The 17677-nt window shown below is 71.5% G+C and carries 17 protein-coding genes; 7 read left to right on the top strand and 10 right to left on the bottom strand.

Annotated elements, in window-relative coordinates:
* Window positions 1-15: 15 nt before the first annotated feature.
* Window positions 16-1257: a serine hydrolase domain-containing protein gene (locus ACF07B_RS34740; RefSeq protein WP_392181859.1), complete on the bottom strand. Its 1242-nt coding sequence runs from the start codon at window positions 1255-1257 to the stop codon at window positions 16-18.
* Window positions 1258-1704: 447 nt separating this feature from the next.
* Here ACF07B_RS34740 and ACF07B_RS34745 point away from each other — a divergent pair, with 447 nt between their 5' ends.
* A complete protein-coding gene (locus ACF07B_RS34745) occupies window positions 1705-2181 on the top strand; it encodes a hypothetical protein (RefSeq protein WP_392181860.1) in 477 nt (158 codons plus the stop codon).
* Window positions 2182-2253: 72 nt separating this feature from the next.
* On the opposite strand, the gene ACF07B_RS34750 is transcribed toward ACF07B_RS34745, so the two are convergent.
* The 3 genes from ACF07B_RS34750 to ACF07B_RS34760 form a co-directional block, all read right to left on the bottom strand.
* On the bottom strand, window positions 2254-2847 hold the full coding sequence (locus ACF07B_RS34750; protein ID WP_392181861.1) for a DUF4291 domain-containing protein: 594 nt from the start codon (window positions 2845-2847) through the stop codon (window positions 2254-2256).
* 100 nt (window positions 2848-2947) lie between these two features.
* Window positions 2948-4051 carry a serine hydrolase domain-containing protein gene (locus tag ACF07B_RS34755; protein ID WP_392181862.1) on the bottom strand — a complete coding sequence of 368 codons (1104 nt, stop codon included), beginning with the start codon at window positions 4049-4051 and terminating at the stop codon, window positions 2948-2950.
* Between the two features lie 73 nt (window positions 4052-4124).
* Window positions 4125-5243, bottom strand: coding sequence for a hypothetical protein (locus ACF07B_RS34760; RefSeq protein WP_362397275.1), 1119 nt, complete (start codon window positions 5241-5243; stop codon window positions 4125-4127).
* A gap of 124 nt (window positions 5244-5367) precedes the next feature.
* Between ACF07B_RS34760 and ACF07B_RS34765 the strand changes: the two genes are divergently transcribed.
* Window positions 5368-6522 (top strand): cystathionine gamma-synthase, encoded by a 1155-nt coding sequence (locus tag ACF07B_RS34765; protein WP_362397273.1) that lies wholly within the window; start codon window positions 5368-5370, stop codon window positions 6520-6522.
* A 28-nt stretch (window positions 6523-6550) separates the two neighbouring features.
* Here ACF07B_RS34765 and ACF07B_RS34770 read toward each other — a convergent pair whose 3' ends face one another.
* The 3 genes from ACF07B_RS34770 to ACF07B_RS34780 form a co-directional block, all read right to left on the bottom strand.
* Window positions 6551-6802 carry a hypothetical protein gene (locus ACF07B_RS34770; protein WP_369483351.1) on the bottom strand — a complete coding sequence of 84 codons (252 nt, stop codon included), beginning with the start codon at window positions 6800-6802 and terminating at the stop codon, window positions 6551-6553.
* Window positions 6799-7296, bottom strand: coding sequence for a sigma factor-like helix-turn-helix DNA-binding protein (locus tag ACF07B_RS34775; RefSeq protein ID WP_392181863.1), 498 nt, complete (start codon window positions 7294-7296; stop codon window positions 6799-6801). Before ACF07B_RS34775 ends, ACF07B_RS34770 begins: the two co-directional genes overlap by 4 nt.
* A 219-nt stretch (window positions 7297-7515) precedes the next feature.
* Window positions 7516-8022, bottom strand: a complete 507-nt coding sequence (locus ACF07B_RS34780) for a MarR family winged helix-turn-helix transcriptional regulator (RefSeq protein WP_389143532.1) — start codon at window positions 8020-8022, stop codon at window positions 7516-7518.
* A 165-nt stretch (window positions 8023-8187) separates the two neighbouring features.
* Here ACF07B_RS34780 and ilvA point away from each other — a divergent pair, with 165 nt between their 5' ends.
* The 3 genes from ilvA to ACF07B_RS34795 all read left to right on the top strand — a co-directional run bounded on the left by ilvA (window position 8188) and on the right by ACF07B_RS34795 (window position 11505).
* Window positions 8188-9417: a threonine ammonia-lyase gene (gene ilvA / locus ACF07B_RS34785; protein WP_369483349.1), complete on the top strand. Its 1230-nt coding sequence runs from the start codon at window positions 8188-8190 to the stop codon at window positions 9415-9417.
* A gap of 199 nt (window positions 9418-9616) precedes the next feature.
* Window positions 9617-10651: an ATP-binding cassette domain-containing protein gene (locus ACF07B_RS34790; protein WP_369483348.1), complete on the top strand. Its 1035-nt coding sequence runs from the start codon at window positions 9617-9619 to the stop codon at window positions 10649-10651.
* Window positions 10648-11505: an ABC transporter permease gene (locus ACF07B_RS34795; RefSeq protein ID WP_369483347.1), complete on the top strand. Its 858-nt coding sequence runs from the start codon at window positions 10648-10650 to the stop codon at window positions 11503-11505. The genes ACF07B_RS34790 and ACF07B_RS34795 overlap by 4 nt, the downstream gene beginning before the upstream one ends.
* Window positions 11506-11633: 128 nt before the next feature.
* Here the strand turns inward: ACF07B_RS34795 and greA are convergent, their stop codons facing one another.
* Both greA and ACF07B_RS34805 read right to left on the bottom strand, forming a co-directional pair.
* Entirely contained in the window at window positions 11634-12131 is a 498-nt protein-coding gene (gene greA, locus ACF07B_RS34800) for a transcription elongation factor GreA (RefSeq protein WP_362397256.1), read from the bottom strand.
* A 220-nt stretch (window positions 12132-12351) separates the two neighbouring features.
* The gene (locus ACF07B_RS34805; protein WP_362397253.1) at window positions 12352-12750 is read right to left on the bottom strand and encodes a DUF4307 domain-containing protein; all 399 of its coding nucleotides are present in this window, start codon (window positions 12748-12750) and stop codon (window positions 12352-12354) included.
* Between the two features lie 171 nt (window positions 12751-12921).
* Between ACF07B_RS34805 and mca the strand changes: the two genes are divergently transcribed.
* Together mca and ACF07B_RS34815 are read left to right on the top strand one after the other, a co-directional pair.
* The gene (mca, locus tag ACF07B_RS34810; RefSeq protein WP_392181935.1) at window positions 12922-13782 is read left to right on the top strand and encodes a mycothiol conjugate amidase Mca; all 861 of its coding nucleotides are present in this window, start codon (window positions 12922-12924) and stop codon (window positions 13780-13782) included.
* Window positions 13775-14032, top strand: a complete 258-nt coding sequence (locus tag ACF07B_RS34815) for a hypothetical protein (protein WP_392181864.1) — start codon at window positions 13775-13777, stop codon at window positions 14030-14032. The genes mca and ACF07B_RS34815 overlap by 8 nt, the downstream gene beginning before the upstream one ends.
* 394 nt (window positions 14033-14426) lie before the next feature.
* Here ACF07B_RS34815 and ACF07B_RS34820 read toward each other — a convergent pair whose 3' ends face one another.
* The gene (locus ACF07B_RS34820; RefSeq protein WP_392181865.1) at window positions 14427-17621 is read right to left on the bottom strand and encodes a tetratricopeptide repeat protein; all 3195 of its coding nucleotides are present in this window, start codon (window positions 17619-17621) and stop codon (window positions 14427-14429) included.
* Window positions 17622-17677 lie beyond the last annotated feature (56 nt).

Genomic DNA, 17677 nt, shown 5'->3' on the forward strand with positions numbered 1-17677 from the left:
CGTGCGGGGTGAGCCTCAGGGATTGACGACCGCGCCGGCGTAGACGTGGTCCGGGGTGACGATCTCCGTGATGGCCCTGGCGACCAGGGTGGAGGGCTCCTGGCCCTGGGAGGTGATGTCCGTGTTGATCATGACGACGAGGGTGGCCTTCTTCGCGGGCAGATAGACGGTCACGGTCTCGTATCCCGGCAGGGAGCCGTTGTGCCCGATCCATCCGCTGGCGTCGAAGATGCCGAGGCCGTACGACGTTCCCGGGAAGCCGGTCGGCAGTGTCTTGAGTCGCTGCGCCTGGGTCGCGGGGCTGAGCAGCGTGCCGGTGGCGACGACCTTGGCCCAGTGGCGCAGGTCCTGGAGGTTCGAGATCATCGCCCCGGCCGCCCAGCCCCAACTGGGGTTCCAGTTCGTGGAGTTCGCGACCTCGCCGCTCAACGTCTGGTCGGTGTAGCCCTGCGGGTGCGGCTTGGGGAACTCGTTCCCCTTCGGGAACAGCGTGTGCCGCAGATGGGCGGGGCGCAGGACCCGCTGGTCGATGACGTCGCGCAGTGTGTCGCCGGTGACCTTCTCGATGACCAGGCCCAGCAGGATGAGGTTGGTGTTGGAATACTCGAACTGCGCGCCCGGAGCGAAGGTGTTGGGGTGCTTGAAGCCGTACGCGAGAAGCTCCCGCGGGGTGAAACCGCGCTGCGGGTCGCTCAGCAGGTCGTGCTGGAAGTCCGCGTCGGAGGTGTACGGGAACAGTCCGCTGCGCATCTCGGCGAGCTGACGCAGCGTGATCCGGCGGCCGTTCGGCACACCGGGGATGTAGCGGGAGATCGGGTCGTCCAGCCGGACCCGGTGCCGGTCGACGAGTTCGAGCAGCGCGGTGACGGTGAAGGTCTTGGTCTCGCTGCCGATCCGGACGTAGGAGTCGACGGACATCGGCTCGCGGGTCGCCTTGTTCGCGACACCGGTCGCGCGGACGTAGTTCCCCTTGCCGGGCATCCACAGCCCGACGACGATGCCGGGAATATCGGCCTGCCGGCGGACGTCCGCGATGGCCTTGTCCAGCCGGGCGCTCAGCGCGGGGCCGAGACTGTCGCGCGCGCCGTCGTCCTCGCCGTATCCGTATCCGTATCCGTCCGCGTCCGTCGCGCGGACGCCTGCCGGGTGGACATCCGCCCCGTGGACGGCCGCGGCGGGCGTCGCTGTCATCGGGGCCAGCACGGACGCCGCGAGCAGTGCCGCGGCGAGCGGGCGGCGGTAGGGGGTACGTCGCATGGGGCCTCTTCCGGATCAGATCCAGCTCACGGGAACAGACGGCAACACCACCATCCGCACCCCCGGCAGAAGCCCCGGTCCGATGAGCGTTCCGGCAAGTCCACTCGTTCGGAGCTACGGAGCTACGGAGCTACGGAGCTACGGAGCTACGGAGCTACGGAGCTACGGACCAACGGAGCTGTGGAGCTACGGAGCTATGGCGGCGCGGGGCACGTTGCGCTGCGGCGGCTCGGGGTACGGCCCCTGGGCGCGGAGTCGGGCGGTACGGCCCGCAACCCTTCGGCTCACCCGAGTGTCTGGCTGTACGGCGCGGATGACCAGGACATCCATGGTCGGGAGCGGGATGAGGGGCACGGAGGGACGGGGATGAGGGGGACGGGGATGAGGGGACGGACGAACCGTCGGGACCGGCACAGGGAGGGGGCGCCGACACGGAGCCCGCTGCTGGTGATCGCCGGTCTGTTCGTGGTGGGCACGCTCGTGACCTGGCTCGCCCTGACGCATCTCGCGTACGCCACGGGTGTGGCGGGCACGTCCGGTCACCTCGGCGTCCGGGCCTGCTCGTGGAGCGAGACCGGAGGCCACCGGTATCCGCACTGCCACGGCGTCTTCCGTTCCGACGACGGGGCCGTGGTGGACCCCGACGCCACGATCGACAGCGACCTGCCCGTCGGCAGCACGGTCGCGTTGCGGCGGACGGCCTCCGACAGCTACGAACAGATCGGCGCAGGCGCCTCGTTCGGTTGGCTGGCGCTCTCCCTGCTCGGCCTGGTGGTGCTGGTCCTGGGCGCCATGGCCGTACGCGCCCGGTCGGGCACGCGAGGCAGCTCCCGCGCACTGTCCGTCCTGCTCGGCGTACTGGCCGCCGCGATGCTGACGAGCGCGCTGATCGGCGGAGTGGCGGGGATAACGGAGTCGTTCTGAACCCGGCCCCGTGGTCGGGGCGGAGCCCCCTGGTTCGTCCCCTTCGGGTCGTCCGGCTTGGCGCCCGGCCTGTCAGCCCCGCAAGTGGGCGATGAGCTCGTCCTGGCCGGTGTAGAGGGCTTCCTGGGGCAGCAGTCGGGTGGCCGCGTCCAGGTCGCCGCCTCTGACGAGGGCGTGGATCTCGTGGGCGAGCGGGGTGACGTCGCGGATGGCGACCGTCCATTCGTCGGCGTAGCGTCGCGCGGCCTCGCCCGAGAGGCCGAGTTGCAGGGACCGGTACGGCAAGGGCTGAAGCCGCAGGTCCCGCTCGGGGTCCCACTGCACCCGCGCGGGCGCCCTCCTCAACTCCCGCTTCCAGGCCGCCTGGTTCTCGTGCAGCCCGCGCACATAGTGCGAGAGGCGTGCGTTGCGCAGCGCCCACTCGAAGCCGGGGCGGGTGATCTCGACGGCCAGGACCGTCTCCTGGCCCTCCTTCAGACCCCAGCCGCAGCGGTACATCATCCACAGAAAGCTGGGCTTGATCCAGGTCATCCGGTCTCGCTTCCACACGGAGGGGAAACGGCCGTCGCGGGCGGCGGGCAGGCCGATCTCCGGGCGGTACGCCTGGTAGACGGTGATCGTGGACGCCGTGTGGTGAGCGCGGATGGCGCGGGCTGCTTCCTGCATGACGTACATCGTGGGGCCCGCATGGTGTGGGCGGCCATGTGTTTTTGGCTGCCGGTCCCGGGATGCGCGGCCTTCGGCCGGGTGTCCCGAGAGACGCCCGTCAGGGTTTTTGGCTCTGGAGGCTGGCGTAGGCGGACGTCACCAGGTTCATGCCCCTCTGGTCGTTCGCGGGCTCTCGCATCTGGTGGGTCACGTAGGCCACCGCCATACGGTGATCGGGGTCGATCACGACCAGGGAGCCGCCCCAGCCGCCCCACCCGAAGCCGGTGTCGAACAGGCCGTAGCCCAGGCCCCAGCGGACGGGCAGGCCCAGGCGGCGGTCCTCGCCGCTGAACTGTTCCTGGCGTGCGCGGTCGCAGCCCGACGGTGACAGGAGACGGGTTCCGCGCACCTCGCCCCCGCAGGCCATGGCCGACTGCGCGAGGGCGACCGAGCGGGCGTTGCCGAATCCGCTCGCCGCGGGGATCTCCGCACGGCGCCAGGCCACGCCGTTGCCGTCACGGACCCGTAGACGGGCGGTGGCGGCAGCTTCCGTGCCGGCGGGCGCGCTCGTGGCGTAGTCCTCGTCCTGGCCGGGCGGCGGGATCGTGAGGGCCACCCGGTGGTCGTGTTCGGCGGGCAGGCCGATGTGGAAATCGGCGCCCAGCGGGCCCGCCACCTCCTGCGCGAAGAACGCGCCCAGGCTCCGGCCGGTGACCCGTCGAACCACCTCGCCCACGAGGAACCCGTAGGTGAGCGAGTGATACCCGGCAGCGCTTCCCGGCTCCCATCGCGGGGCCTGCGCCTCCAGGCGTGCCGTGGCGGACGGCCAGTCGTAGAGGTCCTCGATCGTTCCGTCCCAGTCGGGCAGGCCCGCGGTGTGCGCGAGAAGGTGCCGCACCAGCACCTTCTCCTTGCCCGCCCGGGCGAACTCCGGCCAGTAGCGGCCGACCGGCAGGTCCAGGTCGAGCTCGCCACGGTCGACGAGGATCAGCGCGCACAGCGACGTCATCGTCTTGGTCACGGACCAGACGTTGGTGATCGTGTCCCGCTGCCACGGGATCGTGCGGTCCGCGTCGGTGAACCCGCCCCATACGTCCACCACCGGTTCGCCGTCCACGAAGACGGCCACCGAGCCGCCCGCGTCGCCCTCGTCGAGCATCACGGACAACGCGGCGGGCACGGTCGAGAAGAGGTCGTCGTACGAGCCCTGGATGTCGGCCATGTCTTGGTTTGTAGTCCGTGCGCCCCCGGCGGGCAAGCGCATCGCCGACTCGCGCCCACCCGGCGCGGCGCCGTCAGTGCGACAGGGTCGCCGGGCTGCCGCCGTTCGCCTCGTAGCCCGCCACCGCCAGCGCGCGGTATATCGCGTAGTCCGAGGCCGGGTCATGGCTCAGGGTCCAGGGCAGGGCGCCGACGTGGCCGTCCACGCGCACCAGCTGGTCCATCGCCTCGGACCAGCGCTCGCCGCGGACCAGGAAGCAGATCAGCAGATGGCGGACGTGGGCGAGCATCGGGTCGTCGGGGCGGGCCGCGTGGACCGCGTACAGCGCGCCGTGGACGGCCTTGGTCACGACCTCGCTCTGGTAGAAGCTGCGGACCAGGTTCACCTCGGGAAGGTGCTCGAAGACCGCGAAGAGCGGCATCGCCGCGAGGAGGGAGCCCTGCGGCGCGCGTGCCGCCGCGGCCTCCGCGAACGCGTACGCCGTCTCCCGCGAGCCGTGCCACTTCTCGCACCAGTAGTGCAGCGCCGCCAGATGCGCGCCCATGTGGGACGGCGAGCGGTCCAGGATCTTCAGCCAGAGCTTCTCGAACTCCGGCTGGGAGTAGTTGAGTCCACGGGCCACCGACAGCTCGATGATGTACGGGATCGGGTCACCGGGGGACAGCAGCGCCGCGTCGCCGCACGCGGACCGCGCCTCCTCCATGATGATCCGGAAGTCGTCGGACCCCGGCGTCGACGTCCGCCAGGCCTGCTGCACCAGGAACTCGGCGTGCACCGCCGCGCCGCCCGCGTCCTTGGGGGCCTCGGCACGCCACACGCGCAGCCACTGGCCGCCCGGGGTCTCGCTCACCCCGCCGGGCCGCTGCTGGAGCTCCAGGGCCGCGGCGCCCGCGAAGGCCTGCACCCGCTGCCAGCGGCTCTCGCCCTCGGTCTCCGTGCCGGCCAGGAGCTGCGAGGCCGCGCGGTAGTCCTGGGTCCGCTGCACCACGTCCAGGACGTTCAGCAGATCCGTGTCCGGGCCCGGCATACGGATGTCCAGCTCCTCCTGGCGCAGGAAGCCGTAGTTCGCCGGGTCCGCGGCGTCCGGGTCACCGGGCGTGACCAGTTGTATACCGGAGCGCCTGCGCCGGAACACCGGCAGCAGGACCACGCTGAACATGGCCAGCGCCATCAGGACCCAGAGAATCTGCATGCCTCAAGCGAACCAGACGGGTCCGACAATTGGCCAACCGGTCCGTGACGCTGTGGGCGAAGGCCCTCCGCGCCGCCGGGCGTACGCCGTCATGAACTCCCGGAGAGCACTAGGCTCGGGACTCATGAGCGACAGGCACATCAGTCAGCATTTCGAGACACTCGCGATTCACGCGGGCAACACCGCCGATCCCCTCACCGGAGCGGTCGTCCCGCCGATCTACCAGGTCTCGACCTACAAGCAGGACGGCGTCGGCGGTCTGCGCGGCGGCTACGAGTACAGCCGCAGCGCCAACCCCACCAGGACCGCACTGGAGGAGAACCTCGCAGCCCTGGAGGGCGGTCGCCGCGGCCTCGCGTTCGCGTCGGGACTGGCGGCCGAGGACTGCCTGCTGCGGACGCTGCTCAGCCCCGGTGACCACGTGGTGATCCCCAACGACGCGTACGGCGGCACCTTCCGGCTCTTCGCCAAGGTCGTCTCGCGGTGGGGCGTGGAATGGTCGGTGGCCGACACCAGCGACCCCGAGTCGGTACGAGCCGCCCTGACCCCGAAGACCAAGGCGATCTGGGTCGAGACCCCCTCCAACCCCCTGCTCGGCATCACGGACATCGCCGTCATCGCGCAGATCGCGCGCGAGGCGGGCGCCCGGCTCGTCGTCGACAACACCTTCGCGACCCCCTACCTCCAGCAGCCGCTCGCGCTCGGCGCGGACGTCGTCGTGCACTCCCTGACCAAGTACATGGGCGGCCACTCGGACGTCGTGGGCGGCGCCCTGATCACCGGCGACCAGGAACTCGGCGAGGAGCTGGCGTACCACCAGAACGCGATGGGCGCGGTCGCCGGGCCCTTCGACTCCTGGCTGGTGCTGCGCGGAACGAAGACGCTCTCCGTGCGCATGGACCGGCACAGCGAGAACGCGGGCCGCGTCGCCGAGATGCTCACGCGTCACGCGCGCGTGACGCGTGTCCTGTACCCGGGCCTCCCGGAGCACCCCGGTCACGAGATCGCCGCCAAGCAGATGCGGGCGTTCGGCGGCATGGTCTCCTTCCAGGTCGAGGGCGGCGAGGAGGCGGCCGTCGAGGTCTGCAACCGCGCCAAGGTGTTCACGCTCGGTGAGTCGCTGGGCGGGGTGGAGTCCCTGATCGAGCACCCCGGACGCATGACGCACGCCTCGGTCGCCGGTTCCGCGCTGGAGGTCCCCGCCGACCTCGTCCGCATCTCCGTGGGCATCGAGAACATCGACGACCTGCTCCAGGACCTCCAGCAGGCCCTGGGCTGAGCCCGAGGCGCGCGGTGGTGGCCCGCGGTCACCAACCCGTCAGCGGTGGAGTCGTCTGCGAAGGCGGCTCCACCCACGGACGGGCCGTCACCGCCCAGACGGCGAAGACGACGGCCGCGCCGAACAGCGCCAGCCACAGCAGCCGCCGCACCGCCTTCCCGCGGCGCTGCACGCGCCTGCCACGGCGTACGGCCTCGCCGTACAGGTCGGCCGGCACCACGGGCGGAGGCGCCTGCTCCAGCAGTCGTCGTACGGCCGCCTCGCGCTCCGGAAGATTCATGACGGCGCCACCTCCACCCGGGCCGGCGCCGGGTCGCGGGGCGGGTGCAGCAGGGTCGCCATGGCGCGCGCGCAGATCGCCCGGATCCGTTCCGCGGGGAGCCCGAGCAGCGCCGCCGCCTGCTCCTCGGCGACCCCCTCGTACAGCCTGAGGACGAGGACCAGCCGTTCCTGGGGCGTGAGCCCGGCCAGGACGTGGTCCGGGGAGGTGCGCCGGCGCCCGAAGCTCCCGTACTGGTGCCAGGCGGTGCGCTGGAAGCGCGCGGTCAGTTGCCGGCGGGTGCTGTCGTAGGGATCCTCGCCGTGCAGCCGGTTCCAGGAGGCGTACGTATGGGCGAGGGCCAGTGTCAGCAGCCGCCGCGCGCGCGGGTTGGCGTCATGGGGCTCCGCGGTGAGCAGCGTGGCGGTGTGCAGCAGCCGTCCCGCGGCGCCCGCCACGAACGTCTCGAACTCCCGGGTGCGGCGGACGCCTTGGGAGGCAAGCCTTTCTCGCACCACGCCTCCCGCCTGAGGGCGGCCCCCTGAGGGCGACCTCTGAGAAAGGGCCCGCGGCCGCGTGCGACCGGTCGCACCCCGTACGACGAGGACCCGGTCTCATATGAGGCCAGGTGGCGCCTTCCGGTCAAGAGTTCGGCGCACACGCACGCGCGCGTGCGCAGCGGCGGAGGCCCGGGGGCCTCGGGCGCGGTCCGCCGCACGCCCCCGGGGCGCGGTTCAGGAGGCCTGCTCGGACTCCGGCGCCGGCATGCCCTGGGCCGCCTGGCGGGCGGAGAGCGCGCCGTTGAAGCGGGTGAGGAGCGCGCAGAACACCTCACGCTCCTCCGGCGCCCATTCGTGTGTCAGCTCGGCCATCAACTGACGCCGGGACGCGCGTACTTCGTCGAGCCGGGACTGGCCGCGCGGGGAGAGCTGGAGCACCACGGCGCGGCCGTCCTCGGGGTGCGAGGTGCGCTTGACGAGCCCGGTGTCGACCAGCGGCGCGACCTGCCGGGTGACCGTCGAGGAGTCGATCCCCATGCTCGCCGCGAGGGCCTTGACGCCCATCGGGCCTTCCTTGTCGAGGCGGTTGAGCAGCAGGTAGGCGGCCCGGTCCATGGAGTTGCGCACCTGCCCCACCCCGCCGAGCCGGGTCTGTTCCGCGCGGCGTGCGAAGACCGCGACCTCGTGCTGAAGGGCTTCGAGAAGACCGGTGTCACCGACGGTCGTCATGTCCATCGACATCTCTGGTGTAGTGGGCATGGCCGGGGGCTCAATTCATGCGTGGGGAGCTGGGTTGGGGGACAGGTTACGCGGCCGGGGCGCGGGCCGTACCGGCGCTGCGCAAACCGGGTCTCGGAGGGTGGTCACCACGGGAGTACGCCCGCGTGAACTGCGAGACTGGTGGTCATGAGCTACAGCACGGCTGACTCCTTTCCCAGTGTGACTCTCGACGACGTGCGCGGCGCGCAGAAGATGCTCACGGGTGTGGCGCGGGTGACCGCGATGGAGGGCAGCAGGTATCTGACGCAGCTGGTGGGCGCGCCGGTGCAGTTCAAGTGCGAGAACCTCCAGCGGACAGGCTCGTTCAAACTGCGCGGCGCGTACGTGCGGATCGCGGGCCTGCTTCCGGAGGAGCGCGCCGCGGGCGTCGTCGCGGCGAGCGCGGGCAACCACGCGCAGGGCGTCGCGCTCGCCTCCTCGCTGCTCGGCGTGCGGTCCACCGTGTTCATGCCGAACGGCGCCCCGCTGCCCAAGGTCGCGGCCACCCGCGACTACGGCGCCGAGGTGAGGCTGCACGGGCAGGTGGTCGACGAGACCCTGGCCGCCGCGCAGGAGTACGCGCAGCGGACGGGCGCGGTGTTCATCCACCCCTTCGACCACCCCGACGTCATCGCGGGGCAGGGCACGGTCGGCCTGGAGATCCTGGAGCAGTGCCCCGAGGTGCGCACGATCGTCCTGGGGATCGGCGGCGGCGGGCTCGCGGCGGGCGTGGCCGTCGCGGTGAAGGCGCTGCGCCCGGACGTACGGATCATCGGGGTGCAGGCGGAGGGCGCGGCGGCGTACCCGCCCTCGCTCGCGGCCGGGCGGCCGCTGTCGGTCGAGAACCCGGCGACGATGGCCGACGGGATCAAGGTCGGCCGCCCCGGCGACGTACCGTTCCGCCTCGTCGAGGAACTGGTCGACGAGGTCCGTACGGTCTCCGAGAACGACCTGTCCAGCGCGCTGCTGCTGTGCCTGGAGCGCGCCAAGCTGGTCGTGGAACCGGCCGGCGCGAGCTCCGTCGCGGCGCTGCTGAGCGATCCCGGTGCCTTCGAGGGCCCGGTCGTGGCGCTGCTGTCGGGCGGGAACGTGGATCCGCTGCTGATGCAGCGCATCCTGCGGCACGGCATGGCGGCGGGCGGCCGCTACCTGGCGGTCACGCTGCGGCTCACCGACCGGCCCGGCGCCCTGGCCACGCTTCTCGGGGTGTTGTCGGTGGCGGACGCTAACGTCCTCGATGTGAGCCATGTACGGACCGATCCACGGCTCGGGCTCACGGAGGTGGAGGTCGAGCTGCACCTGGAGACGAAGGGGCACGAGCACTGCGCCGAGGTGAACACGGCGCTGCGCGAGGCGGGATACACGGTCATCGACTGAGGTGGGAGCCGCCCGCGGGGCCCGGTCGTCCTCCCCGGGGAAAATGTGTTGAGTGACGCGATACATCGCGTTACGGTGGGTCTTCGGATCGGCGCGACGGGCCGGGCCGATGACTTTCTCGTCGTGCACCAGTCCCCAGTACGCGCACATCCGGAAACACGCGCACATCCGAAAATCCCCAACGACGTGGAGACCACTCATGCCAGGCGCCATCTACGCCGAAGGCCTGGTGAAGACCTTCGGTGATGTAAGGGCTCTGGACGGCGTCGACCTCGATGTCCCGGAAGGCACCGTACTCGGCCTGCTCGGGCCGAACGGCGCGGGCAAGACGACCGCGGTCCGCTGTCTGACGACCCTCCTGCGCCCCGACAGCGGCAAGGCCGTCGTCGCGGGCGTCGACGTGCTCAAGGACCCCGACGCGGTACGGCGCAGGGTCGGCCTCTCCGGGCAGTTCGCGGCGGTCGACGAATACCTGACCGGCCGCGAGAACCTCCAGATGGTCGGCCAGCTCTACCAGATGCGGGCGAAGGCCGCGAAGGTCCGCGCGGACGAGCTCCTGGAGCAGTTCAACCTCGCCGACGCCGCCGACCGCACCGCCAAGACGTACTCGGGCGGCATGCGCCGCCGCCTCGACCTGGCGGCGGCCCTGGTCGTGTCGCCCCCGGTGATGTTCATGGACGAGCCCACGACCGGCCTCGACCCGCGCAACCGCCAGCAGCTCTGGGACGTCATCAAGCAGCTCGTCTCCGGCGGTACGACGCTGCTGCTGACCACCCAGTACCTCGAAGAGGCCGACCACCTCGCACACGACATCTGCGTCGTCGACCACGGCCGCGTCATCGCCCGCGGCACGGCCGACGAGCTCAAGGCGCAGACCGGCGGCGAGCGCGTCGAGGTCGTCGTGCACGAGCGCGAGCACATCGCGACCGCCTCCGAGGTGCTGCGCGGCTTCGGCAAGGGCGAGACGACGGTCGAGGAGCACACGCGCAAGCTCACCGTGCCCGTCACCGGCGGCGCGAAGCTCCTCGCGGAGGTGATCCGCGAGCTGGACACCCGTGGCATCGAGATCGACGACATCGGGCTGCGCCGCCCCACCCTGGACGACGTCTTCCTCTCGCTCACCGGCCATGTCGCCGAGGAGAAGGCCGAGGAGAACGGCGGTTCCGGGGACGGCCGGGGCGGCAAGGGCAAGGACGCCCGGAGCGACAAGAGCAGGAATGAGGCCGCGAAGTGAGCGCCGTCAGCGACGCCGTGCGGGTCACGGCACCCTCGAACCCGGTCTACCAGTCCATCCGGGACTCCCTGGTCATCGCCAAGCGGAACCTGATCAGAATGTCCAGGATCCCCGAGATGGTCATCTTCGGACTGATCCAGCCGATCATGTTCGTGGTGCTGTTCACCTATGTCTTCGGCGGGTCCATGAAGATCGGCGGCAGCACCAGCGCCACCGACTACACCAACTTCCTGATGGCCGGCATCTTCGCCCAGACCGTCACCTTCGCGACCGCGGGCGCCGGAGCGGGCATCGCCGACGACATGCACAAGGGCCTCATCGACCGCTTCCGGTCGCTGCCCATGGCGCGGGGCGCGGTGCTCACCGGCCGCACCCTGGCCGACCTCGTGCAGACCGCGCTGACCCTGCTCGTCCTCGCGGTGGTCGCCGTGATGGTCGGCTGGCGGGTCGGCTCGGACGGCAGCACCAACGCGTTCCGCGTCCTCGGGGCCTTCGGGCTGCTGCTCCTGCTCGGGTACGCGTTCACCTGGATCGGCGCGCTCATCGGCCTGTCCGTGCGGACGCCCGAGGCGGCCACCTCCGGCGGGCTGATCTGGCTCTTCCCGGTCACGTTCATCTCGAACGCGTTCGTGGACACCAGCAACATGACCCCCTGGCTGCGGCATGTCGCGGACTGGAACCCGTTCAGCGCCACCGTGCAGGCCTGCCGGGTGCTGTTCGCCAACCCGGGCGTGTCGACGTCCGACGCCTGGCCCATGCGGCATTCCATCTGGGCCTCGGTGATCTACTCGGTCCTGATCGTGGTGATCTTCCGGACGCTCGCCGTCCGCAAGTACCGCTCGGCGACGGCCTGAGGTGACGGCGTGGGGGCGACGGCCTGAGGTACCGCCCGGCGACGGCGTGAGGCCGACGCCGCCCCGGACGCGGATATGACGATGCCCCCGGCGTACCGCCGGGGGCATCGTCGTCGCTGGTTCCGGGCTCAGCCCCGGTGCGGTTCGGCCTTGAGGATCTTCACCGAGGCGAGCTTGCCGTTCGGCAGCTCGTACTGGGCGTCCTCGCCGACCTTCTTGCCGTTCACTCCGGAGCCCAGAGGCGACTGCGGGGAGTACGTCTCGAGGTCGGAGCTCGCGTACTCGCGGGAACCGAGCAGGAAGTCCAGGGTGTCGTCCTCGTCGCCGTCGAAGGCGATGGTCACGATCATGCCCGGCGCGACCACGCCGTCCGCCGCGGGAGCCTCGCCCACCTTGGCGTTCTCCAGGAGCTGGGTCAGCTGGCGCACGCGGAGCTCCTGCTTGCCCTGCTCTTCCTTGGCCGCGTGGTACCCGCCGTTCTCGCGCAGGTCGCCCTCCTCGCGCGCGGCCGCGATCTTGGCGGCGATCTCCGTGCGCGCGGGACCAGACAGGTACTCCAGCTCGGCCCTGAGCTGGTTGTACGCCTCCTGGGTCAGCCAGGTGACGTTTTCGCTGGTCTGGGTCACAGGTGCTCCTCGTAGGTACTGGGAATACAAAGCATCGCCCTACCCAGAAGCATGTTCTCTCACGGGTGGGCGAAACCACGAGCCTAACAATTCAGCGGCTCCGAGGGGAGGACATAAGACATCAGAATTGCATCAACGCAGGTCAGCCGCAGGTCAGCCGTCCGTCGCACAGAGTGACGCCGGCCTGTGCCGATGCCGTCGGGCCGGCCGGAGGCGCAGCTCAGCCCGCGTGACAGCCGAGGAGTTCCGCCGTGGTGCCCCGTGCCGTCGTCCGCAGGGTGAGCACCTTGTCGAGGCGGGAGGAGTCCTGGTCGAAGCGGAAGTCGGCGCGACCCACCTCCAGGCCGTCGGCGTCCTGCGAACGCAACGTGCAGTAGCCCTTCGTACCGGCGTCCTTGTGCACCTCCAGGTGCACCTCGACCGCGCTGTCCGAGACCGCCTTGAAGGTGATCACCTGCGCGCTGATCTTGGACCCGGCGATGTAGTCGTAGCCGAACCAGCCGACCACACCGATCAGGGCGACTCCCAGGACACTGCCGATGACCCTGAGCTTCCGGTCGGCCCGCTCGTCCGCGGAGCGGCCGTACCGGCCCTCGGGCAACGTGCTCGCCGTACTCATGATCGTCCTCTCGGCCGCGGTTCCAGGAGCCGGACCCCGGAATTAATCGCCCCCCGATTCCGTCACTATAGAAGCCGCCCGCAGCGCGGAATCACGCCGGGCGCCGACAGCGACCGCTCAGGCGACAGCCGACCGACCGAGGATTGAGTCTTGACTGACCAGCTGCGACTGATGGCCGTGCACGCCCACCCCGACGACGAGTCGAGCAAGGGTGCGGCCACCATGGCGAAGTACGTGTCCGAGGGGGTGGACGTGCTGGTCGTGACCTGCACGGGCGGGGAGCGCGGCTCCATCCTCAATCCCAAGCTTCAGGGCGACAAGTACATCGAGGAGAACATCCACGAGGTACGCAAGAAGGAGATGGACGAGGCCCGCGAGATCCTCGGCGTCAAGCAGGAGTGGCTCGGCTTCGTCGACTCGGGTCTGCCCGAGGGCGACCCGCTGCCGCCGCTGCCCGAGGGCTGCTTCGCCCTGGAGGACGTCGACAAGGCGGCCGGCGAGCTGGTCAAGCAGATCCGCTCGTTCCGCCCGCAGGTGATCACCACGTACGACGAGAACGGTGGCTACCCGCACCCCGACCACATCATGACCCACAAGATCTCGATGGTGGCCTTCGAGGGCGCGACGGACACCGAGAAGTACCCGGAGTCGGAGTTCGGCCCGGCGTTCCGGCCGCGGAAGCTGTACTACAACCAGGGCTTCAACCGGCCGCGCACCGAGGCGCTGCACCACGCGCTCCTGGACCGCGGGATGGAGTCGCCGTACGAGGACTGGCTGAAGCGCTGGAGCGAGTTCGAGCGCGTCGAGCGCACGCTGACCACGCACGTTCCGTGCGCGGACTTCTTCGAGATCCGTGACAAGGCGCTGATCGCGCACGCCACGCAGATCGACCCGGACGGCGGCTGGTTCAAGGTCCCCATGGACATCCAGCGGGAGGTCTGGCCGACCGAGGAGTACGAGCTCGCGAAGTCCCTCGTGGACACATCCCTCCCCGAGGACGACCTCTTTGCGGGCATCCGCGACAATGCCTGACATGAGCGCAAGCCTGGCACTGACGCACCTCGTCCCCCTCGCCAAGGAGGTCGACGAGAACAAGGTCACCCCCGGCGTCCTCGGCTTCATCGTCTTCGCGGTGATGGCCCTGGCCGTCTGGGGCCTGATGAAGTCCATGAACCGTCACATGGGCAAGGTCTCCTTCGAGCAGGACCCCGAGAACGAGGCGGTGTCCGCCGACGGCTCCGGTCCCGGCTCCGGCGGGAAGACCGCTCCCGCGAAGGGCTGAGCCGGCGCCCCGAGGGGCCGAACCCGCGCCCGCGCGCGTCCGGCCCCGTGGAGCCGGGGACCCGACGTCCGGCCCCCCGGGACCCGGGGATCGGGGGAGCTCCGGCCCGCGTGGACCCTCGGGAGCCCGGAGCCTGTGCACCCATGGGAGCTCACGGACCCTCGGGAGCCACGACCGGCACCCGGTGTGAGGCTTCCCGGACCCTCGGGAGTCGGTGGACGCGTGGGAGCCACGACCGGCACCCGGTGTGAGGCCTTCCGGGCACACGCCGGGCTCCGGCGCGTCCGAAGCCCGGTCGGCCGTACCGGCGCGTCCGGAACCGGCGGCCGCACCGGCGTGCCCGGAAGCCCGCAGGCCGTACCGGCGCGCGCCCGAGCAGCCGGCCGGGGCCTCCTCACGTCGTCACGGGCACGCCCATCACATCGCGGGCGTGCCGACCCGGCACCATGCCCAGACGCCAGGCCTGCCAGCCGGCGTCCAGGTCCACTCCCCGCTCCAGCAGCAGCCGGTACGCCTCGATGAAGTCGTCCAGCCTGCCGTCGCGGGTGGCGTGACCGGCCCGCGAGAGCTGCGACAGTTCCTCCAGGGCCACCGCCGCGCCCACCTCATGGCCGCCGGGCGCCGCGTAGGGGAGCAGCGTGCAGCGCAGGAAGCGGGCCCAGTCCTCCCCGCGGCGGTCGCCGTACGAGGCGAACAGACCGACGGCCTCGTCGCACAGGGACAGCGCCTGCTGGGTCCGGGCGTTGCCCGCGTCGACGACGGCGAGCTCCAGGCAGGTCCACGCCTCTCCGTGAGCCACCCCGATCCGCTGGAAGTCCGCGCGGGCGTCGACGAGGAGCTGGCGGGCGAAGCCCGAGTTCCGCAGGGAGCCCGTCTGCGCGGCGCGCTGGTCGCGGGTCACCCGGGCCGAGTGGTGACGGGCGCAGGCCAGCCCGTAGACGTCCCGCATCCGCGAGAACATCGTCCTCGAACGCTCCAGCTCCCGCACCGCCTGGTCCAGGCTGCCGGTCTCCTCCAGGGACTGGCCCAGGTAGTAGACCGTCCAGGCCTCGCCGCGCGCGTCCTCGTTCTCACGGTGCCGGGACGCCGCCTGGCGCAGCCCGTCGACCGCGGCCGACGGGTCGCCCTCGACGAGTCGCGCGCGGGCGAGCTGGGTGAGCGCCCAGGCCTCCCCACGGGCGTCGCGCGTACGGCCGTACAGATCGAGCGCCTCGCGCAGTTCACGTTCGGCGCGCGGCACGTCGCCCATCCGCAGCCCGAGCTGGCCGAGCTGGAAGTGGGCCCAGGCCTCGCCGTGCACCGAGCCGCTCTCGCGGTGCAGGACCAGGGCTTCGGTGAGAAGGCCCAGTGCCCGGCCGAGCCGGGACCGGTCCCGCTCCACCGCCGCGAGCGCGTGCATCGTCCAGGCGCGGTCGGCCGCCAGCTCGGGCGCGGCCTGAAGGTCCATGGCCTCCTGGAGCTTGGCCGCCGCCTCGACGAGGGTGCCCTGGTGGTGCAGCGTGATGCCGAGGGAGCACAGCGCCCGGGCGGCCCCCGCGTCGTGATGGGCCTCGAAATAGAGATCCACCACCGCGGCCAGGGTCGTCCGCGCCTTGTCCAGCTCGCCGAGCTGGCGGGCGGCGATACCGGTGCGCCACTGCACCGAGCGGACCAGGAGCCCCTGGTCGACGGCCTGGGTCAGCTCGCTGATCTCGCCCAGCCGGTACAGATCGCCGCGCAGCAGGCAGTAGTCGCACAGGGCGCCCAGCAGATGGAGCACCGCCGCCTGGTTCACGCCCTCCGCGTGCCGCAGGGCCGCCGTGATGAAGCTCGACTCGTCGTCCAGCCAGCGCAGCGCGGCGTCCAGGGAGGTGAAGCCCTGCGGCCCGAACTGGTCGGCGCGCGTCGACGTCCTGCCGTCCACCAGGCGGATCACCGAATCGGCAAGTTCCGCGTAGTTCACGATCAGCCGCTCCTGCGCCGCGGTGCGCTCCGAGGCCTCCTCCTCGTCGAGGAGACGGGCCGCCGCGAAGGTCCGCACGAGATCGTGCAGGCGGTAACGGCTGCCGCGCACGTGGTCGATCAGACCCGCCCGGGAGAGGGCGGTCAGATGACGGAGGGCCTCGGGTTCGTCCGTCGCGAGCAGGGACGCCGCCGCCGCCGCGCCCAGCGAGGCCCGGCCGGCCAGGGCCAGCCGGCGCAGCAGCCGGCGCGCCGCGTCCGACTGGTCCGTGTACCGCAGCCACAGCGCCCGCTCGACGGGCTCCACCGGGCCGTAGGCCGCGAGGTCACCGGCGAGAGCGCGCGGGGTGCGGGGGCCGAGCGAGGAGCCCGCGACCCGCAGGGCCAGCGGCAGACCGCCGCACAACTCCCGTATCCGGTCGGCGGATTCGGCGTCGTACGGACCGGACGCGTCCTGTGCCGCCGCGGTCAGCAGCTCCTCGGAGCCTGCCGCGTCCAGTGCCTCCACGGGGAGCTGGTGCACCCAGGCGGAGAGACCGGCGGGCAGGTCGAGGGGTTCGCGCGCGGTCACCAGGACCAGGCTCTCGGAGCGCTCGGGGACCAGGGTCCGCACCTGCTCGGCGTCGCTCGCGTCGTCCAGCACGATCGTCACGGGCAGACCGGTCAGATGCTGGTGGTACAGCTCGCTCAGTCGTTTGACCTGCTGGTCCTGCGAGGAGCGCTCGCGGAAGAGGAGCTGTTCGCGCGGGGCGCCCAGCCGGTTCAGCAGATGGAGGAGCGCGTCGCGGGTGGTCAGCGGCGGATCGTCCGGGCTGTCGCCCCGCAGGTCGACCACGCACGCGCCGCGGAACTGGTCCTTGAGGGCGTGCGCGGCCCGGACCGCGAGGGTGCTGCGGCCGGAGCCGGGGGTGCCGTGCAGGACGACGACCGTCGGTCTCGTCTCCGTGCTCGCGCGGGCCGCGTGAACCCACCGCGCGATCCGCGACAGTTCGGTGCGCCGCCCGGTGAACGGGCCCTCCTGCTCCGGGAGCTGACCGAAGGAATGCTCCAGCACGCTGCGCCGGCGGGCGGCCGCGCTCTTGTCGGTGCGCCGCAGCTGGGGCGCGCCCTTCTTGGCGCCGGTGGTGGCGCTGAGCACCCGCTGCTGGTCGAGGAACGGGCGGATGCCCCGTACCTCCAGGGCCGTCAGCCACTGGAGCCGCAGCTGCTCGGGGCCGCCGGGTTGCCCCAGGGCTCCGGCCCGGCGGCTCGCGGCGGGCACGTGCGCGGCCGTCACCTTCAGGACGGTGGCCGTCGCGCCCGCCACGGCCACCGTCGCTCCGGTGCCGACGGCCGTGCCGGCGCCGGTGCCGAGGGCCAGGTCGCAGGCGACGGCGGCCAGCGCGCCGACAGCGGCCACCAGCAGGGGAGTTCCGGATCCCTCGCGGGCGAACCGCTGTCCGAAGGTCTGCCGTCCGGCATCGGACTCGTCCAGCGCCCGCGTGTACGCCGTGTACTCCTCGGCGGCCGTCTCCGCCATCGCGTCGAGGGAGGCCCGCGCCCGGGACAGCAGGGCGGTCCCGTCCGTACGCCCCCCTGAGCGGCGCACCTCCTCCTCGACGGCCCGGACCAACAGCCCCTCGGCCTCAGCCCGATGGCCGTCCCGCATGTCACGTCCCCCTCCGGCAGCAACTCCCTGGCCTACGAGTGTCCTTCGGCCGGGAC

The organism is Streptomyces sp. NPDC015532 (assembly GCF_043078065.1).
Lineage (GTDB): Bacteria > Actinomycetota > Actinomycetes > Streptomycetales > Streptomycetaceae > Streptomyces.